The following is an 18,199-nucleotide window of genomic DNA, read 5'->3' as shown; positions in this document are numbered from 1 at the left end:
GGGTTGAGGAATAGGAGAAACTTCAATTTCTGGAACTGTGGGTTTTTCTGTCTTGGGTTCTACCTGTGGTTGAGGAATAGGAGAAACTTCAATTTCTGGAACTGTGGGTTTTTCTGTCTTGGGTTCTACCTGTGGTTGAGGAATAGGAGAAACTTCAATTTCTGGAACTGTGGGTTTTTCTGTCTTGGGTCCTACCTGTGGTTGAGGTGCTGGAATTTCTTCAACTTTGGGCGTTACAGTAGGTGTAGGTTCAGTAATAGGAATCTCAACTGTGTAATTTGGGTCTACAATACCACGCACTTCATCAGCCGTAACTTCCCCTCTTACCATTCTAGAAAGGGTATCTTTACCACCCGGTTGGTAATTAATCACTCTCACTGTACTATTAAAGACATTTTTTACTGGGTTGCCTTGGTTATCAAGAAATTCTAGTTCTACCCAGTTTTTACCAGGTTTAAAACCTTTGAGGTAGACTGTTTGCCAGCGGTCAAAAATAAAACTTTCACCATTAATTGTGCAACGAATACGCCAATCGCTCATTGTGTCTTCAGGATGATCTTCAGCCATAAGATGCAAAGGCGCGTTAGTTAGGTAAAAATCCAACATAATTGGTTCAGCACCATAACTACCATTAGGACGACTATAGGTGAGAAGAGGTAAATTAGGGTCAGGGTTGTTATCGTCGGTTTTAGTAAAGACGTGAAATGTGGTTTGGGCATAAGCACCTTCATTTTTAAAGCTTTCATGCCAAGGACGAGACGCAAATACACGCAAAGTATGAGTACCTGCGGATAAATCAGGGAATACTAAAGGCTTATTTAAGTCGTAAACAGCTATATAAGGTTGATTGTCAAGAATTACGTGCAGATGTGGTCCCAGTTGCCATTTGGGATCTTTAAAAATTGGTAAGTCCTTAACCTGAAAACGGACTGTAACAGTATTATCTTCAATTATCTCATCTGCTGTAGGCGTAAGTATTGTTACCTGTGGTTGATAACTTTCCAAATCTCCTCTTAGTTCTTGTATTAGCTTTGGAGGAGCAGTTTCTGAAAATTTACGATCAACTTGGGCAATTTCAGCAACTGGTTTTTGCTTATCAATAAATACGTCTTGTCCACCAGCTTTATCAGCACAACTACTTAAACCTAACACCAGCACCAAAGTCAAGAGCCACTTAAAAATAGGTAAGCTCTTGTTTAATGCTTCATTAAAAGCTTGTTTTTGTTTACATTTCATGCTGTTATACCTATGATTTTATTCAGCAAAATTTATTAACTACACTTTACACCCTACACCCCAGATACCATAAACCCAGACTGGGGTATACAGCAAATTGCAGGTTTCTTAGTTATAAATTTACATCAAAAAGCCTTACATATCAAAGGTTATGCTGCTGCAAGCTGACTACTGAAAACGGCAAGCTGTTGTAACTTTGTGATTTACAGAAAATTTGGTTCATCTCTTTACATAAAGATGAAAAATATGAAAATTAAGTAATATTTATCACTAAATTTACAGATTTAAATTTCAGCATAAGCAACATATCCAGTTACAACATGATGATTTATAGCTGTATTAGAGATTAACCATAAATTTTAAGAATTGTTATAGTTTGTAAATTTAATAGAAAAAGTATTGACTTTTTTACAATAGCTTTGAATATAAAAAGGCAGATATGACAATAAATCTGGCGATTTTGAATTATTGTTAAAATGTCTCCAACAAAGTACAAGTACAGACTCTATAATTCAACAGAAACAACAAATCCACAGGTCCCCAAAAAACATCTGGGGACAAAGAGTGAAATTCACTCTGTGGTGTACATGATTCCTCATTCCCTATTCACAGAGGAGGTCGAATGACGATTAGTCCTCCGGAGCGAGAGGAGAAAAAAGCAAGAGTCATCGTTGATAACGATCCTGTACCCACCTCATTTGAGAAATGGGCTAAACCAGGACACTTCGACAGAACCTTAGCTAAAGGACCAAAAACCACCACCTGGATTTGGGACCTGCACGCCCTCGCCCATGACTTCGATACACATACAAGCGACTTAGAAGACATTTCTCGCAAAATCTTCTCTGCTCACTTTGGCCACTTGGCTGTAGTGACAATTTGGTTAAGCGGAATGTTATTCCACGGCGCTAAGTTCTCCAACTATGAAGCTTGGCTGGCTGATCCATTAGGAGTCAAGCCCAGCGCCCAAACAGTTTGGCCTATTGTGGGACAAGATATTTTAAACGGTGATATGGGCGGTGGTTTCCACGGCATTCAAATCACCTCTGGCTTGTTCCAAGTATGGCGTGGCTGGGGTATCACTAGCTCTTTCCAACTATACGTAACTGCCATTGGCGGCTTAGTATTAGCGGGCTTGTTCCTGTTCGCTGGTTGGTTCCATTACCACAAACGCGCTCCCAAACTGGAATGGTTCCAGAACGTGGAGTCAATGTTGAATCACCACCTATCAGTATTGCTAGGTTGCGGTTCTTTGGGATGGACAGGTCACTTAATCCATGTGTCCGCACCAGTTAACAAGCTATTAGACGCTGGTGTTGCCATTAAGGACATCCCCTTGCCCCATGAGTTCATTTTGAACAAAGACTTAATCACAGAGTTGTATCCCAGCTTTGCTAGTGGTTTAGCACCTTTCTTCACCTTGAACTGGGGAACTTATGCTGATATTCTGACCTTCAAAGGCGGCTTGAACCCCGTAACAGGCGGTTTGTGGATGACTGATATTGCTCATCACCACTTGGCGATCGCAGTGCTGTTCATCATTGCCGGTCATATGTACCGCACCAACTGGGGTATCGGTCACAGCATCAAAGATATCCTAGAAAACCACAAAGGTCCTTTCACAGGCGAAGGCCACAAAGGACTGTATGAAAACTTGACCACCTCTTGGCACGCTCAGTTGGCTACTAACCTGGCTTTCTTGGGTTCCTTGACAATCATCATCGCGCATCACATGTACGCGATGCCCCCCTATCCTTATTTGGCAACTGACTACGCTACTCAGTTGTGTATCTTCACTCACCATATTTGGATCGGTGGCTTCTTGATTGTGGGTGGTGCTGCTCACGCAGCAATCTTCATGGTGCGTGATTATGATCCCGTTGTGAACCAAAACAACGTATTGGATCGCGTGATTCGTCACCGTGATGCAATCATCTCTCACCTCAACTGGGTTTGTATTTTCCTCGGCTTCCACAGCTTTGGTTTGTACATCCACAACGACACCATGCGTGCCTTGGGTCGTCCCCAAGATATGTTCTCTGATGCTGCAATTCAATTGCAACCAGTGTTTGCTCAGTGGGTACAAAACCTACATACACTAGCACCAGGAACAACCGCACCTAACGCCCTAGAAACAGTAAGTTATGTGTTTGGCGGTGGTGTGTTAGCTGTAGGCGGAAAAGTAGCTGCTGCTGCAATTCCTTTAGGTACAGCCGACTTCATGATTCACCACATTCACGCCTTCACCATTCACGTGACTGTGCTGATTCTGCTCAAAGGTGTATTGTACGCTCGCAGTTCTCGTCTAATTCCAGACAAAGCCAACTTAGGCTTCCGCTTCCCTTGCGACGGTCCAGGCCGTGGTGGTACTTGCCAAGTTTCTGGTTGGGACCATGTATTCTTGGGACTGTTCTGGATGTATAACTCCTTGTCAATTGTAATTTTCCACTTCAGCTGGAAAATGCAGTCTGATGTATGGGGTACAGTAGATGATGGTGTGGTAAGTCATATCACAGGTGACAACTTTGCACAAAGTGCTATCACCATCAACGGTTGGTTACGTGACTTCCTGTGGGCGCAAGCTACACAAGTAATCAACTCCTACGGTAGTGAACTGTCCGCTTATGGACTGATGTTCTTAGGCGCTCACTTTGTTTGGGCATTCAGCTTAATGTTCCTGTTCAGTGGTCGTGGCTACTGGCAAGAATTAATTGAGTCCATCGTCTGGGCGCATAATAAACTGAAAGTAGCTCCTACAATTCAACCCCGTGCTTTGAGCATCACTCAAGGTCGGGCAGTAGGTGTAGCTCACTATCTACTCGGAGGAATAGCCACCACCTGGGCATTCTTCCACGCACACATCCTTTCAGTAGGTTAAAAAATTTCAGTGAATATTTTGGGTTTTGGATCAATCTCCAACCCAAAATCCAAAATTTCACTGGTAGCAGTGATAGCAATGGCTAAAGGTCAGAGGAATCATCAACCCTATGGCAACAAAATTTCCAAAATTTAGCCAGGATCTCGCACAGGACCCAACTACGCGGCGCATTTGGTATGCGATCGCCATGGGCAATGACTTTGAGAGCCACGATGGCATGACAGAAGAAAATCTTTACCAAAAGATTTTCGCCACTCACTTCGGTCACTTGGCAATCATTTTCTTGTGGGCTTCCAGCCTCCTGTTCCACGTAGCCTGGCAAGGTAACTTTGAACAGTGGATTAAAGATCCCCTTCATGTCCGTCCTATCGCCCATGCGATTTGGGACCCCCACTTCGGCGCACCAGCAGTTGACGCTTTCACTCAAGCTGGCGCAAGCAATCCTGTAAACATTGCTTACTCCGGTGTTTATCACTGGTGGTACACCATCGGGATGCGGACAAACCAAGAACTGTATGTAGGTTCTTTGGGCTTGTTGCTGTTGGCTGCATTGTTCCTGTTCGCTGGTTGGTTGCACTTACAACCCAAGTTCCGTCCTAGCCTCTCTTGGTTCAAGAGTGCTGAACCCCGTCTGAACCACCACCTGGCTGGTTTGTTCGGTGTTAGCTCCTTAGCTTGGACTGGTCACTTGGTTCACGTTGCTATCCCCGAATCCCGTGGTATCCACGTAGGCTGGGATAACTTCCTGTCCGTTGCTCCCCACCCCGCAGGCTTAACCCCCTTCTTCACTGGTAACTGGGGTGTTTACGCTCAGAACCCTGACACTGCTGGCCATCTTTTTGGTACTTCCACTGGTGCTGGTACTGCGATCCTCACATTCTTGGGCGGTTTCCACCCCCAAACAGAATCCTTGTGGTTGACTGACATGGCTCACCACCACTTGGCGATCGCTGTTATCTTCATCATCGCTGGTCATATGTACCGCACTAACTTCGGAATTGGTCACAGCATCAAAGAAATGCTCAACTCCAAGTCCGGTTTAGTTCCCGGTAGCAAGAGCGAAGGTCAGTTTAACCTGCCCCACCAAGGTTTGTACGACACTATCAACAACTCCTTACACTTCCAATTGTCTTTGGCTTTGGCTGCGTTAGGAACAATTACTTCCTTGGTTGCTCAACATATGTACGCTCTGCCTCCTTATGCTTTCATCGCTAAGGACTACACCACACAGGCAGCACTGTACACCCACCACCAGTACATCGCTGGTTTCTTGATGGTTGGTGCTTTTGCACACGCCGCAATCTTCTGGGTTCGTGACTACGATCCCGAACAAAACAAAGGCAACGTATTAGACCGGATGTTACAGCACAAAGAGGCGATCATCTCTCACCTCAGCTGGGTATCCTTATTCCTTGGTTTCCACACCTTGGGCTTGTACGTTCACAACGATGTAGTAGTTGCTTTCGGTACTCCTGAAAAACAAATCCTCATCGAACCAGTATTTGCTCAATTCATTCAAGCGGCTCAAGGTAAAGCTCTGTACGGATTGGATGTATTATTGTCCAACCCTGACAGTATCGCCTACACCGCTTACCCCAACGCTGGTAACGTTTGGCTACCTGGCTGGTTAGATGCCATTAACTCTGGAACAAACTCCTTGTTCTTAACAATTGGTCCTGGCGACTTCTTGGTTCACCACGCTTTCGCCTTGGCTATCCACACCACCACCTTGGTACTTGTTAAAGGTGCTTTGGATGCTCGTGGTTCTAAACTGATGCCCGATAAAAAGGACTTCGGTTATGCGTTCCCCTGCGACGGTCCAGGCCGTGGCGGTACTTGCGACATCTCCGCTTGGGACGCTTTTTACCTGTCTATGTTCTGGATGTTAAACACCATTGGTTGGGTAACATTCTACTGGCACTGGAAACACCTGGGTATTTGGCAAGGTAACGTTGCTCAGTTCAACGAAAACTCCACCTACTTGATGGGCTGGTTCCGTGACTACCTCTGGGCGAACTCTGCTCAGTTGATCAACGGTTACAACGCCTACGGCATGAACAACCTCTCTGTTTGGGCTTGGATGTTCCTCTTTGGACACCTGGTTTGGGCAACCGGTTTCATGTTCTTAATCTCCTGGAGAGGTTACTGGCAAGAGTTAATTGAAACCTTGGTTTGGGCGCACGAGCGTACTCCTCTAGCTAACTTGGTTCGCTGGAAAGATAAGCCCGTTGCTCTCTCCATCGTTCAAGCTCGTGTGGTTGGTTTAGCTCACTTCACCGTTGGCTATATCGTCACCTACGCAGCGTTCCTCATTGCTTCTACTGCTGGTAAGTTCGGTTGATCTTGACTACTGGTTTTAGGTAAGTAACTAAAAAATCCCCTGCCGCAAGGTGGGGGTTTTTTTTAGGGGATTTAGTTTTATTTATTTTCAAACTTTTTTACTTTATTAGCTCTCTAGATTTATAGAAATTTGCGTTAACTTCTCTAGTAATTTGTAAATTTCTGTCCCAATTTTATGTTCTGGATAATCTGGATCATTTGGGTTGCATTCACCAAGTATTTTGGCTCTATAAATTGCTTGTGGGATATATTCAAGCATTTTTTCATCAGAAGGCTGCTTCTGACTTTGGTGAATGATATTCCATAGCTTTTTACAAATTCCTGGTCTTTTTTTAATATATTGATTTTTAATATAATCTTTTAAGCTAGTTGAATTTTCTTCAATATAATTTTTTACACTTGTTTTTAATAGATGTTCTGGAATACAATCTTGCAAACTCGTTTCCAAATCAAAAAAGTGCAAAATCAACCAAATTTCAAAACAGGGATTACTGATACATAATTTATATACTGGGTTTTTATGGCACTTTTTTAATATTTCAGAAATAGTTGTTTGCCGAGTATTATAATCATCTGTATCTATAATCATCCACAATTCATCATATTCTTGAAGACCATATTTTTTCTCTAATTCTTCATAGAATTTCAAGAGAGTTTGATAGACGTACTTAGGATCTGAATTACCAGCTTTTTCTTCTTCTCGATCTATAAACTCTACGTGAATATTACTCAAACGAAAATCTTGTTCATATTTAGCTGTTAGAGCATTAAAATAATTGGGTTCTTTTTTATCACCTTCCGCAGCTATTATATATAGTTTCCATTTTCCATTTTTATTACACTTACTAGCAATGTGACTCGATCTACTCTGATAATTTGTATTTCGCTCTCTACCCATTTTATTTTTCCTCTCTCCATCCCAAAGATTTTAAATCTTTAATAAAAGGTATTGCACCAAATCTTCCATTAAGATATCCAGCAGTTAAATCTAAGTTTTCAACATCTGTATTAGCTAAAGAATAAAGTACAGATTGTCCATATTTATCTTTTTCTACAAACCAAATTTCATCTTTCCTAAAAATATCCTTGATGTCTAGTAAATAAACTTCATGAGTAGTAGCAATTAATTGACTATTTGAATTTTGATTTTCAGTTTGATTTAGAAAATAATCAAAAAGTTTCTTCATGAGTAAAGAATGTAGACTTCTTTCAATTTCATCTATGACATAAACAGCACTTCCCTTTGACAAATGTATTAACATAGGAAATAAATCTATTAGTCTTTGCGTACCATCTGACTCTTCTGATATTTCAAATTTCACTTCACTATTTTCTTTGTCTAATCTTACAGGTGATAAATTAAGAACCATCAATTTATCTGTTTCATCTTTTGCTTGAGAAATAATACATTTTAAGGCAGGTATAAATATTGCATTTTCCTCACCTTCCTCATAGGGGAAATCTTTCTTTATCTCATCTTTAATTTCAGAGGGTATTTCGTTATAATCATCTAAATCAATTGTATTAGTAGTAATTTTTTTAATCCCCAAGTCTAAAGATGCTAAAAACTTACTCAAAGAATTTTGAACTGATTGACTAAAAAAAGGTAGCAAAGGTTTAGAGTTAGGAAAAATGATTTTCAAAACACTATGAAACCACTCAAATACAGATTCTAGTTGTTTTACTTTACGTTCTTGTGAATTAGTTAAAAACAGTAAATTCTCTCTTGTACTGGCTGCTTCATAACGGATTCTGTTTCTTTCTTCTTCAGAACTATTTACAAAAAACTCATGGCTAAAATTATGAAAATTAATATTTTCTTCTATTCTTTCATAAATAGGTATTTCTGTATTTACACCAATTTCAAATAACCATTCTTCATGGATTTTATGTTTATCAACTAAAAAACCATAAGCATATTGTTTATCATTAGCTCTAAATTCAAACTCAAATCTAGATGGTTTTGTATAACAGGTTTTATCTAGTTTAAAATTATTGACATTGATATTTTTATTTTTTTCAACTCCTTCTACAATAAAGTCTCTAGCAAATTTCATGGCTTTAATTAAGTTAGATTTGCCAGAAGCATTAGCACCATAAATTATAGATGTTCTCAGTAATCTAATTGAATCGTCAGAATCACATTTAACTACATGATGAATATGATGGCTTTCATCAGAAGCAATCAGGTTAAAATCTATTCTTTGGTTAAAGGACAAGAAATTTTCTACTGTAAATCTGATTAACATAGTAATTTTAGTATCTAACTATTTGATTCTATAATACCTAAATACCTATCAAAAACGTCCACGGTTTAATAATTGTATAAAATTGTTTTAGATTAAGCATTTTCCTTATTAGGGAATAGTTTTGGGTAATTGGATTCTTACAAGTATAACACTGTGAACGCTCACCTCGCATAAACCAACATATCATAAAATAGGCAAATTAGCAGCTATATGAAAAAACTACAAACCTCCTCCAGACCCGAAGAAATAGAAACAACTTTCACTACACTTGTCAACCAGTGGCGTGAAGAAAATCGTAGTGTATCCTCAACCAACCAAATGTGTATGCACGCAGCGCGGAATGCAGCCGAGGAAAATTTACTGGAACGAACTATTTTTTGGGCTACTCCAGAAGCTTATGCAGAATTTACTGCCTTACTAGATGCACCTCCTCAAGCTAATGAACGTTTACGTAAGACCATGCAAACAACTCCCCCTTGGGAACAGAAATGAATCTCACACCCCCTGAACCTTTAGCGAGTCATAATCAAAAATGTAAAACTTTTGCCCAAGGAACACCCTGACAAATATGTTGCTTTTGTAGATAAATTACCAGATTTAACTATTCGCAGTTTGGCTATAATGAGAGCGCAAACATGATCGCCCTATATAACCTGCTCTACAAGCAGCCAAAAAATAACCCAAAATATAAAATATTTTGGGTGGAAGGTTTAAAATATCTTTAAATTCCTACTGATTATAAATTAATTGTCCAAAATGGTCAAATATCTCCCCACAGGAGGGGTAAAAAATCAAAAATCATTGCGATTGACTACAGTATTTATTTAACTGATTCCCAAAGGTATCTGATTCTTTACCAGCACTTTTAGCTGCTGCTGTTAATGCTGAGTCAATATCTGTTCTGGCCTTTTGGATTTTTACCCTACCTGCTGTAGAAGCTTCTGCTGTTTTAGTTGTACCCAGAGCATTAGCAGCTTTAGCGATCGCTTGACTGAGATTATCAAAAACTTTGGCAAAACTACTTTGAAATTCTTGGAGTTTGGGATCTGCTAATCTTAATTCTTGAATTGATTTAGTGACATTTTGCAAATCTTTGGAGAGTTGCAAGCTAGTTGTTACTTGTGTTCCTTTATTGTTATCAATCAAAGAAGTCCCTTGATTCACAACTTTAACCAATCGTTGACACTGAGAGATTTTACTCTCATTACAACCAGTCATCAACAAAGCAATACTTAGGCTCACAGGAGCAATTACTGTATACTTACGCACGATTAATATGAATATGCTACAAGTAGTAAAAACCCATTCAGGGTAATCCAATTCTACACCCAAAACAAAAACCACTCTTAATTGAGTAGCTTTTTGAAAAATTATTGATACATCCTTACTAATGCGGATTTTATAAACACAGAACAACCACCCATGAGTAATGAACCGATGATGATGTTGATAACGCTATTGACTATTTTGAGGTTAGTAGCTAGTTACTGTTTTCTTAACTAATACTAACAGATATTCACATTTACCCAAAATTTCCACTCATCTGCTCTTGATGACAGAATTACAGTAAAATCACTGTATGCTACTAGGATTCAAAACCCAACTCAAAATTAACATTTGAGGTTAGGTATATCCAAGCTGGTAGAGGAGTGATTCTAAGTATTTTAATCCATCCTTGTTTACGCTCAGTCGCAATTTGTATACTCAGTGTTTGAATTGCCACTATAAGTAGGTTGATAGTAGCAAGTCCGGTCATATACGATATAAAATTTGGATCATCCTTTGGGAAAATTGCTACAAGGCTATAGCGTTTATGCTCTAACTTACTTCTTGTTAGCAATTCTTGTGCAGAATATGATTTTAGATAAAAACTCCGAATAAGATTAATAGTTTCCTCAACTTTCAAACTTTCTGGCGATCTAGTTTTTTGTAACATTAAACCGAGCTTAAGTTTAGATTCTGGTTGTTCAGGAGAGTAACCAAAAACGGTAACTGTAAACCCTTTGATTTTAATGCCCTACCATAAAACCAACGCAAGAGCAAAAAATTTTAATGATAATAGTCGGAAATATTAGACAATATAAATATTGCACTAAGGCAGAACCAACCATGAGTGAAGTTAAGTCTACGAGTACACTACGCAGGGGAAGAATCTTCCCAGAAATTCAGTGGACCCAAGAACAGAAAGCTCAATGGCTTGCTGAACGCGAAAGATTGTACCAACGCTGTAAACTCATTTTTGACCAAGTACAACCAGAATTAATCAAAACTCACTACAACTGGTACATAGCAGTTGAGCCTGACAGTGGCGAATATTTTCTTAATGAAGATGCTTTTTTTGCTGCACAGAAGGCACATGAAAAATACCCAAATGTCAAGCTGCACGTTTTCCGCATCAACGAAACTGGGGTGTGTGGCAGAATATGATTTCGGGTAAATTTGGTGATGAGGATGAATTATTTTTTGAGATAGAGTTAATGGCTGCTGACGGTTTAGAACTACCAGTAGAAGCACTTTTTGATACAGGTTTTTCTTGGTGGCTGGCAATTAACAACCAGGATTTAGAAGCACTAGATTGGATGTATCTAGAACAACAAACAATGCTCACAGCCCAAGGAAATGCGGAATTTGACATTTATTTAGGAAAAGTGCGAATTGACGGACAAGATTTTGATATTCCCGTTCATGTAGGTCAAGGAATTTCAGAAATTTTACTAGGTCGTCAGTGGTTAAAAACTAGACGATTAGTAGTAGATATATCCTCTGGGCTGTTAACTTTGGGTTGACAGATAGAATATTGCAAGCAAATTTAATTACTGGACTTTAGACTAAAAGAAGAGCGATCGGTAAATAGTCAGTAAATCGAGAGACAGCAAAAAATCAAGGGATGCCTGTAAGAACAGACACCCCAATAGCGGAAAATGAAAAAAGCACAACCAATTCTCATATAACCGCTATGGATGTTTTTACACAACTTATGGAATTCCGTCAAGCAATCGAATTATGGCGGCATACACTCTGTATCTTGCCTTTGCTTGTTTACCCAGGCTACGGTCAAAGCCGAGAGAGATAAATCAGGGGTTTCTCCTGATCAAAATACTTCTTCGTGCAGATGGTTATTCTTACTCGCCCCTTGATTATACCATCACGGCGAATTAATTCGCCGTTGGAACTTCCTCCACTGTAAGATAGCCAAGTGGCTTCCGTGCCTTTCGGCGATTTTCTTGTGATTGCTGCTAATCAAATCCAAGATTACAGGTTAGACAAGCTGGAAGTGTCTATCAGGTCTGTTGAGAAGTAAAATTAACTCTGACTTGTCTATAACTTAATCCTGAGTTATTTCTAACTTTTTTCTGCGGATTCTGTATAGTAAGATTTAACCGGAGTCTTGCTGATTAGAGGAAGTGGCTTGAGGAGATTTTTCTATAAAGTTACTAACTGTACGAAATCAAATCTATACTTCACCCCCACTTTCACTGCTTTTGATATTAATTGACATTGATATAGCAGTGACTGAAAAGAATTGACTGCTTAATTTACCATTATTTCCCAGATAGAACCAAAAAATTCTAAAATCCGCCCATGACGCAACTAAGAGATTCTCTGCGCCGAACCAAAATTGTTGCTACTGTTGGACCTGCTACCAGTAGTCCAGAAATGCTGAAAGCAATTATTGAAGCGGGTGCAACGACACTGCGATTAAATTTTTCCCACGGCACTCATGCTGACCATCAGCGCAGTATCCGGTTAATTAGACAAACCGCTTTTGAACTGAATAGACCTGTAGCAATTTTACAAGATTTGCAAGGTCCAAAAATTCGCTTGGGACAATTTGAAAATGGTTTTATCATGTTGTCTAAGGGCGATCGCTTCACTTTAACAAACCGCCCAGTGGTAGGAACTCAAGAAATTAGCTGCGTTACCTACGATTATTTAGCAGAAGAAGTCCCCGTCGGTTCCAAAATTCTCCTCGATGACGGCCGGGTAGAAATGGTTGTTGAGGAAATTAACCGCGATAAAGGTGATTTACATTGTCGGGTTACAGTTGCAGGTAAACTTTCTAACAACAAAGGTGTTAATTTTCCGGGAGTTTACTTATCCATCAAAGCCATGACCGACAAAGACCGCGAGGATCTGATGTTTGGTCTAGATCAGGGTGTAGACTGGGTAGCACTTTCCTTTGTTCGCAATCCCCAGGATATTATCGAAATTAAAGAGTTAATTACCAGTACCGGGAAAAATGTTCCTGTAGTTGCCAAAATTGAAAAACACGAAGCGATAGAACAAATGGAAGCGGTTCTGTCTTTGTGTGATGGGGTGATGGTGGCTAGAGGTGATTTAGGGGTAGAATTGCCAGCAGAAGATGTACCTGTGTTGCAAAAGCGGTTAATTGCTACTGCTAACCGTTTGGGTATTCCCATCATCACCGCTACCCAAATGTTAGATAGCATGGTCAGCAACCCCCGTCCTACCCGTGCAGAAGTATCTGATGTGGCTAACGCGATTTTAGATGGTACGGATGCGGTGATGCTTTCCAACGAAACTGCTGTAGGTAGTTATCCTGTGGAAGCGGTAGCAACTATGGCGAGAATTGCTGAACGCATTGAACAGGAAGAAGCAGAACATCCTTCCCGTTTGACGCGAGATGATAAACGTTCTATTCCTAATGCTATCAGTCAAGCAGTTGGTCAAATTGCTGAGAATTTAGGTGCAGCAGCAATTATGACTTTGACACAAACGGGAGCAACTGCGCGGAATGTTTCTAAATACCGTCCGAAAACGCCAATTTTAGCCATCACACCCCATGTCAATGTGGCGCGACAGTTGCAGATGGTTTGGGGTGTAAAACCGTTGTTGGTGTTAGATTTACCTTCTACTGGTCAAACCTTCCAAGCTGCTATTAATGTAGCCCAGGAAAAAAACCTGTTGAGTGAGGGTGATTTAGTGGTGATGACTGCTGGTACACTGCAAGGTGTTTCTGGGTCAACAGATTTGATTAAAGTGGAAGTGGTGACAGCGGTACTAGGTCAAGGTATTGGTTTAGGACAAGGTTCTGTCAGTGGCCGCGCTAGGGTTGTGCGTACTGGTATAGATGCGACTCATTTTAATCATGGTGATATTTTGGTGGCATCGAGTACAGGCGTTGATTTTGTTGATGCGATTCGCAAAGCTAGTGGGATTATTACTGAAGATGAAAGTCTTACTAGTCACGCAGCAGTAATTGGTTTACGTCTTGGTGTACCTGTTATTGTTGGTGTGAAGGAAGCGACGCAGGTAATAAAAGATGGGTCAATTTTGACTTTGGATATGCAGCGGGGTTTGGTTTATTCTGGTGCGGTGGGAACACCGTAAAGAATTAAAAATTGAAAATTGAAAATTGAAAATTAAAACCCAACAATTATCTGTTTTAATTTTTAATTTCTACCGCTTTTTTGAAGCTTTCTGTTCTTGTAATTTGACTGATTTATAAATCTGACGATGAAGAATTTGAGAGTTAGCAAATGCTAGGTTGAAGATTCTGTTTTTATCGTCAGATTCATTTTAATATTGAGAAAAATCAACATTGAATTTATTTAGGGCTTGCTGAATAAACCCAAAATACTCGTAAATCAAAGGTTCGAGGCTGATCAGGAGGAAAGAAAGTGTAAGATTTTTGAAGGGTATACCTTAAAAACCGTGCATTTTGGGTCTGATAAATTAGAAAATCTGGGGATAACAGATAGCTAAAACTATTCCCTATTCCCTATTCCCTATTCCCTGCCTCAACGAAGGGACTTTTTCAGCAAACCCTATTTATATTAGTGGGTTAAACAGTCGTTAACCCACCTTAAAAATTTACCTATTCTTTGTGGTGATGAAAGCGAATACCTATGAAAATATCATAGACAAACTCAAAGAAATCCTTTTTCTGCAATAACCCTGAAGTCTGAGGACTACCTTTTTCATCTAACAGCGGTTTCATCAAATAGTAAGTGGGTTGGTAATTATACCAAGGAATTGAAGGCCACAAATGATGAATGAGGTGGTAATTCTGTCCTAAAATCAGGATGTTGAGAATTTTACCAGGATATACGCGGGCATTTTTCCAGCGATCGCGTTCTACAAAGGGACGATGGGGTAAATAATCAAAAAATAACCCTAGTCCTATTCCCACTATAAACGCTGGAATAAACCAAAAATTGAGAATATAGCCCAAAAAGTGATATTGGACGGAAATATAAACAATAGAAACTACAATCAAACGGCTAATAAACCATTCTAGTAGCTCATATTTGCGCCACAATCGCCGTTGAAAGAAAAATACTTCATGGTACAAAAACCTCACCGCTATCAACCATAATGGACCACCCGTAGAAACGTAATGATCTGGGTCGTCTTTGGGGTGATTGACGTTACCATGATGCTGAAGATGTACTCGTGTAAATACTGGAAAAGCAAAAGCCAAAATCAGGGCGCTACCATGCCCTAACATCGCATTAATCACCCGGTTACGATGGGCGGACTGATGACAAGCATCATGAATAATCGTCCCAGAACAGTGTAAAGCCAGAGTGTTAATGCTAAAACATAGCCAATGCGGCCATTCCCATACCCAATAACCAAAGTTGGAAAATACCAACATTGTCACTACTGTAAAAAATAGCAACATTGTGGGATTAAAATCCCCAGGAGGTGCTAAAAGTTCTTTGGGCGGGATTGTCAGCGGCTTTTGTGCCTCCGACGTAAGCATTATTAACTCCTTTTGTGTCAAATATTAAAAATATACGACAATTCTTAGTAAAAAGTAAACTTATGTTAATTTCATAGTTCCAAAAAGCATAGACAAATATCTCAAGCAAATTCTGACGTAGAATGTAGAATCTCCGTGGCTTTAGCCCGGAGAGTGTCAATCTCATCACCAGTCTACTGGTAAACCTAACTGATCCAAGGTTTTGCCATCTTGTAATAGCGGATGGATCTGGCTGTCTATATGAATTTGACCACCTGAAAGGACTAAAGCACGTTGGGTCACTTTCCCTAACCACTGTAAGTCATGGGAAGCAATTAACATTACCTGCACAGGCAACTTTAATAATACTTGGGCTAAATGTCGTCGCCATGCAGGATCAAGTCCGTTGGTTGGTTCATCTAAAATCAGAATTGCTGGGTCTAGAGCTAATATTGATGCTAGGGCAGCTAAACGTCTTTGTCCTCCAGAAAGTTCGTGTGCGGAACGGTGAGCATATTCTTCTAAACCAAAATCAGCTAATAACTGTCGTGCTTTGTCCGTTGCTACTGCTGGTGAAATACCATAGTTGCGTGGTCCAAAGGTGACATCTTCCAAAATTGTCGGCATAAATAATTGATCATTGGCATCTTGAAAAGTAAAACCGATGTGTCTGCGTATTTGGGGTAACGTATTTGGTTCTACGGGAATACCGTTAATAGAAATTGTGCCACTGTGGGGATGTTTTAAACCGATGAGATTTTCTAGGAGAGTGCTTTTTCCTGAACCTGTTGCACCCATTAAAGCGACGCGATCGCCTGCATTTAAGGTAAAGGAAATATCTTTTAATACGGGTTGCTGGTGTGAGTAGGCATACACCAGATTTTTCACCTCAACGACAGAGGTATGAGGATGAAAGATAAAAGTTTGGGGATGAGAAGTTAAGGATGTCAAGATTCACAACTCAAATATAGGTGATTGGTGATTGGTGATTGGTGATTGGTGATTGGGTTATTAACTTCCCTTTCCTCCCCATCTACCCATCTCCCCTTCCTGTTTCCTGGTGTATTAAAAATAGGAACTGACGGTGATACAAGCAGCAATAATGACGACTAAGATTAGTGTAAAACGTTCTTTTGGGTTAAGGGTAGAGTCTATAGGTAGTTGACCATTGTAACCACGAGTGATCATTGCCCCATAAACTCGTTCTGCTCTGTCTAAAGTACGCAGATACAAAGAGCCGATCATAGCTGCACTGGCATAACGTAACCATCCCCCAGCACCATTTAAACCTCGTAGTTGGGCGCTACGCTGCATTCTGGCTAATTCTGATAGTAAAATTTCTAGATATTGCCCAGCTAGGAGCAAATTTTCCTTTAATGGGGCGGGTACGGGTAAACCTTTAAGGGCGATGCCAAAACTGTGGGGGGGTAAGGTGAGTAAAAAGCTATTCATGACTATTAAACAAATTAGCGATCGCACCAGTAAAAAACTTGCTTTTTCCCACCCCAAGGGTAACGCTACCAATGACAGAAAAATCAATTCTGCACCTAGTAAACTCCCTAATTTGCGAATAGAAACCCGGAATATAAATACCCACAAAAGTGCGATCGCACCATACACCAGCAAATTTGACCAGCTATGAGGCTTTAAAAAAGCTGCCCCAATCACAATGATCAGGGATAATTGCAAGCGTAATGCCAAGGAAATGTTAAGCATTTTTAGGTTTCATCACTTTAGCAATACCAAAAGCCACAGCAAAGCAAGCTGTCGCACCTACCCAACCAGTAATACTTGTACCGATTTGTCCTAAACCTTGAATTTCATAATCAGCTAAGGGTGTTGGTACTACAACTCTGACTTCTTCGGCTTTGTTGATAAAATCCAAGTTTTCTGCTACTCTTTCTAACCCATCTGGCCAAGCGGAAGCAAATAAAGATAAAACACCTGCAACTAGGAAAATACTCACCACTGGTATCAACCATCCTCCAAATTTCTCTTCTTCTCCCGGTAACAAGTCTGGACGTGCTGTGGCTAAATAGGCTAACACACCACCAGTAATCAAGCCTTCACCTACACCGATCAAAATATGTACACCTGTCATTGCAGGTAAAACTATATTCGCTGGTGCTGTCCCAGAAAGGGCTAACTGAATAGCACAAGCTATAGCTGCTGCCACTACACTAACACCTGCTGCTATACCTGCGGCTAGGGGTAAACGCCCTTTAGAACCACCCAGTAGTCGCTGTAAGGTCTGGGTTAAGAACCAAGCTACCCAAACACTGATTACTCCCAAGTTTAAAATATTTGCACCCAAGGCAGTAATACCACCATCAGCAAATAGCACTGCTTGAATTATTAAAACTGTTGCTATACATAACATTGCTGCCCAAGGACTACCTAACATAATCGCCGCTAAAGCACCGCCGCACAGGTGTCCGCTAGTACCTCCCGCTACGGGAAAATTAATCATTTGGGCGGCAAAAATAAAGGCTGTGGTTAATCCTAATACGGGAGCGCGACGAACACCAAAAGCTGTTTGCGATCGCCCAAAGGACACAAATAAAGCTGCTCCACTGGCTAAACTTGTAGCTGCTGCTACTGGAACAGAAATAAATCCATCTGGTATATGCATGAAAATCCTTGTTTTTCGCTTTTTTTTACACTAATTTCAGCAATAGAATTACAACTGCAAAAGATAGCATGACAATTCTAAATTTATAGGAAACTAAATTTCCCCTATATTTACAATGCCCCATTGGAGGATGTTTTGGCAGGGATTTGGAAAAT

At 40.3% G+C, this 18,199-nt stretch carries 15 protein-coding genes; 6 read left to right on the top strand and 9 right to left on the bottom strand.

The annotated features are described in order from the left end of the window. Window positions 1-1,236 (bottom strand): hypothetical protein (locus PN497_RS18705; protein ID WP_272110757.1); only part of this gene is annotated, 1,236 nt, incomplete at its 3' end. Window positions 1,237-1,858: 622 nt separating this feature from the next. Here PN497_RS18705 and psaA point away from each other — a divergent pair. Both psaA and psaB read left to right on the top strand, forming a co-directional pair. Beyond that, on the top strand, window positions 1,859-4,114 hold the full coding sequence (psaA, locus tag PN497_RS18700; protein ID WP_096565396.1) for a photosystem I core protein PsaA: 2,256 nt from the start codon (window positions 1,859-1,861) through the stop codon (window positions 4,112-4,114). Window positions 4,115-4,223: 109 nt separating this feature from the next. Beyond that, window positions 4,224-6,455 (top strand): photosystem I core protein PsaB, encoded by a 2,232-nt coding sequence (gene psaB / locus PN497_RS18695; protein ID WP_096565394.1) that lies wholly within the window; start codon window positions 4,224-4,226, stop codon window positions 6,453-6,455. Window positions 6,456-6,560: 105 nt separating this feature from the next. Here psaB and PN497_RS18690 read toward each other — a convergent pair whose 3' ends face one another. Then, the gene (locus PN497_RS18690; RefSeq protein WP_096565392.1) at window positions 6,561-7,352 is read right to left on the bottom strand and encodes an RloB family protein; all 792 of its coding nucleotides are present in this window, start codon (window positions 7,350-7,352) and stop codon (window positions 6,561-6,563) included. Window position 7,353: 1 nt separating this feature from the next. After that, window positions 7,354-8,703, bottom strand: a complete 1,350-nt coding sequence (locus tag PN497_RS18685; RefSeq protein ID WP_096565390.1) for an AAA family ATPase — start codon at window positions 8,701-8,703, stop codon at window positions 7,354-7,356. Window positions 8,704-8,913: 210 nt separating this feature from the next. Between PN497_RS18685 and PN497_RS18680 the strand changes: the two genes are divergently transcribed. Next, window positions 8,914-9,195: a type II toxin-antitoxin system TacA family antitoxin gene (locus tag PN497_RS18680; protein WP_272110756.1), complete on the top strand. Its 282-nt coding sequence runs from the start codon at window positions 8,914-8,916 to the stop codon at window positions 9,193-9,195. A gap of 306 nt (window positions 9,196-9,501) precedes the next feature. Here the strand turns inward: PN497_RS18680 and PN497_RS18675 are convergent, their stop codons facing one another. Together PN497_RS18675 and PN497_RS18670 are read right to left on the bottom strand one after the other, a co-directional pair. Further along, on the bottom strand, window positions 9,502-9,981 hold the full coding sequence (locus PN497_RS18675; protein WP_096572549.1) for a hypothetical protein: 480 nt from the start codon (window positions 9,979-9,981) through the stop codon (window positions 9,502-9,504). 307 nt (window positions 9,982-10,288) lie between these two features. Continuing rightward, on the bottom strand, window positions 10,289-10,639 hold the full coding sequence (locus tag PN497_RS18670) for a hypothetical protein (RefSeq protein WP_096565388.1): 351 nt from the start codon (window positions 10,637-10,639) through the stop codon (window positions 10,289-10,291). A gap of 173 nt (window positions 10,640-10,812) precedes the next feature. Between PN497_RS18670 and PN497_RS18665 the strand changes: the two genes are divergently transcribed. The 3 genes from PN497_RS18665 to pyk all read left to right on the top strand — a co-directional run bounded on the left by PN497_RS18665 (window position 10,813) and on the right by pyk (window position 14,055). Then, on the top strand, window positions 10,813-11,130 hold the full coding sequence (locus PN497_RS18665; RefSeq protein ID WP_096572548.1) for a hypothetical protein: 318 nt from the start codon (window positions 10,813-10,815) through the stop codon (window positions 11,128-11,130). After that, on the top strand, window positions 11,127-11,489 hold the full coding sequence (locus PN497_RS18660) for an aspartyl protease (RefSeq protein ID WP_096565386.1): 363 nt from the start codon (window positions 11,127-11,129) through the stop codon (window positions 11,487-11,489). The genes PN497_RS18665 and PN497_RS18660 overlap by 4 nt, the downstream gene beginning before the upstream one ends. A gap of 796 nt (window positions 11,490-12,285) precedes the next feature. Further along, window positions 12,286-14,055 (top strand): pyruvate kinase, encoded by a 1,770-nt coding sequence (gene pyk / locus PN497_RS18655; RefSeq protein WP_096565384.1) that lies wholly within the window; start codon window positions 12,286-12,288, stop codon window positions 14,053-14,055. 487 nt (window positions 14,056-14,542) lie between these two features. Here the strand turns inward: pyk and crtR are convergent, their stop codons facing one another. The 4 genes from crtR to PN497_RS18635 form a co-directional block, all read right to left on the bottom strand. Continuing rightward, a complete protein-coding gene (gene crtR, locus PN497_RS18650; RefSeq protein WP_096565382.1) occupies window positions 14,543-15,433 on the bottom strand; it encodes a beta-carotene hydroxylase in 891 nt (296 codons plus the stop codon). Window positions 15,434-15,598: 165 nt separating this feature from the next. Further along, a complete protein-coding gene (locus tag PN497_RS18645; protein ID WP_096565380.1) occupies window positions 15,599-16,363 on the bottom strand; it encodes an energy-coupling factor ABC transporter ATP-binding protein in 765 nt (254 codons plus the stop codon). A gap of 114 nt (window positions 16,364-16,477) precedes the next feature. Continuing rightward, window positions 16,478-17,128 (bottom strand): energy-coupling factor transporter transmembrane component T family protein, encoded by a 651-nt coding sequence (locus PN497_RS18640; protein WP_096565378.1) that lies wholly within the window; start codon window positions 17,126-17,128, stop codon window positions 16,478-16,480. Continuing rightward, a complete protein-coding gene (locus PN497_RS18635) occupies window positions 17,121-18,044 on the bottom strand; it encodes an energy-coupling factor ABC transporter permease (protein WP_096565376.1) in 924 nt (307 codons plus the stop codon). The genes PN497_RS18640 and PN497_RS18635 overlap by 8 nt, the downstream gene beginning before the upstream one ends. Window positions 18,045-18,199 lie beyond the last annotated feature (155 nt).

The sequence above is a fragment of the Sphaerospermopsis kisseleviana CS-549 genome, assembly GCF_028329225.1.
GTDB lineage: Bacteria > Cyanobacteriota > Cyanobacteriia > Cyanobacteriales > Nostocaceae > Sphaerospermopsis > Sphaerospermopsis kisseleviana.
The sequence above is the reverse complement of the archived record's forward strand: the minus strand, read 5'-3'. Positions and strand labels throughout refer to the sequence as shown.